The organism is Blautia faecis, assembly GCF_027662325.1.
Taxonomy (GTDB): domain Bacteria; phylum Bacillota; class Clostridia; order Lachnospirales; family Lachnospiraceae; genus Blautia_A; species Blautia_A faecis.
This window is the reverse complement of the sequence record NZ_JAQDKY010000098.1, coordinates 1-1,884: the sequence shown is the minus strand read 5'-3', so window position 1 is coordinate 1,884 and position 1,884 is coordinate 1. Positions and strand designations below refer to the sequence as shown.

2 protein-coding genes and 1 pseudogene are annotated in these 1,884 nt (G+C 38.7%); all 3 read right to left on the bottom strand.

Annotated features, from left to right (window positions below; all coding sequences use genetic code 11):
• Window positions 1-402, bottom strand: a pseudogene (locus PGQ38_RS19255) (sarcolemmal membrane-associated protein); the annotation flags it as partial.
• Between the two features lie 62 nt (window positions 403-464).
• Complete coding sequence (locus PGQ38_RS19250; protein WP_270433175.1) at window positions 465-1,445, bottom strand: DUF5688 family protein; 981 nt, start codon at window positions 1,443-1,445, stop codon at window positions 465-467.
• Window positions 1,446-1,496: 51 nt separating this feature from the next.
• On the bottom strand, window positions 1,497-1,884 hold a 388-nt coding region (locus PGQ38_RS19245), incomplete at its 5' end, for a DUF5688 family protein (protein ID WP_270433171.1).

The following is a 1,884-nucleotide window of genomic DNA, read 5'->3' as shown; positions in this document are numbered from 1 at the left end:
TTCCAAATATTCTGCACTTTTTTCATACTGGTAATCTGATACCATATGGCAGGCACAGAAGCCGAAATTATCTTCCCTTAATAAGGGATGATTCTGTTCACAATTTTTCTTATGCCATGGACACCGAAAAACGACATTATCATTTTCAAAGCAGAATGTTTCCTCCAGGTAATCTATATCGTTAATACATTTTTCCCAACTCACGTATAGACCACAGCCAGACATAAATGCTTTCTTTTCCAGATAATCTTTGGTATATATAAAACCGCCGCATGAATTTTCAAGTGATGACTTTCCCAGCCTTCCGTTTCCGATTCGAACATAGTCCGGATAGTGTTCCGCCGTATATCCTTGAAGAAGCAGCTCCTGTGTCAACAAATTGTATTCGTATCCCTCGGACATTTTCTTCTCCTCTTAACAAAAGATACGGCAGGAAATTCCCGCCGCATCTCGTTCCTTATCATTTAATTTTCCTCATCCATACGGATTGTTGTAACTAACATTTTTAGACTGCCTTGAAGCATAATAAATTTATCCTCTTCCCTGCAGTAATAATAGACCTTATCCGTTAAAAACTCCTTTTGGAATGTCATTCTCGAATTGGAAGTTCTTAATAAATTCTCAAGCTCTTCTAAGCTGCAAAGTTTTGAGCTGTGTATCAGGGCTTCATGCACACTGCTAAATACCACATAAAAATCCCCATCCATTAATTCCACCAGTTTTTTTATCACTTCTGGATACAGGACTGCCACAGCTCCATTTGTGAGTCCGTTTACGCTAAGACAGATTCCCTCCTTCTTTTTTTTATCTGAAATAAAATAGGGATCCACATTCATGAAGTCATCACCAGCATACCCCGGAGTGTACATCATTTTTTTGAAATCATAGATTCTTGGAGACAATATACGATAACTGTTTAAAAGAGCATCGTGTAAAACATCGTCTTTTTCCAAGCCCCATGTTTCCAAATATTCCGATCTGACTTTCAAATATGTAATCCCATTCTTCAAGGTTCCTGCATGCACATATAACGTGATTGCAATGTCCCCCATTGTTTTATATACGGCATTTTTCAGTTCATGCCTGTGTTTTTCCAGGTTCAAAAGCCCCAGAAAGAGATGTTCCCTGACTTTTTCATAGTCATTCAGATATCTGGTATTTTCCATATTTCCTGCTCTATCCAGGTCACACTTCACCCTTGCTTCTATGTTTTCCATAGAAGTTCCTTCTACATAATCCTGGTAAAGTTCTTCCACAAAAATCCCGCAGATGTCTTTTCCGGAATCCGTTTCAGCGCAGACTACAAATAACCGGTCCCCATTTGCGGTTATTCCGGTCTTTTCTTTTTTCTTAAAGAAAACATAGTCCTCTGGAAGATGAGCAGCTTTTATTATCCATTTCCGTAATTTCTGGACAAATTCTTCATACGTTAAACGCTGACACATATAAAATTTCCGTTTCCTTTCTTATAATCCGTAAAACCTTATCATTGCTATTTACAACGGAAGCCTTTCAACACAGCTTGCCGGTAAAGTTACCTTTGATACCACCTTTTTCCATTTCATTATTTTCCGGGCACCTCTGTCATAGTAATATATTTCATCTGTCAGAAAATCTTCGTCCGGGGTAGCCTCTTTAAGTGTCTCTTTTAAAATTCTTTCAAGATCTTCCGGACAGGACATCCTCTTAGGATGAATCATTGCCTCATGGACACTTGTAAATACAATGTAGAAATCATCATCCATAAGGTCTGCGATCCTTTGTGCCACATCCGGCAGAAAAACAGCCACAGCCCCATTGGTACGAATACTTGTAGAAAGACAGCTACCAGCAATTCTTTCCACAATATTTTCTTCATAATTCATGTCCATAAAGTCGTCGCCC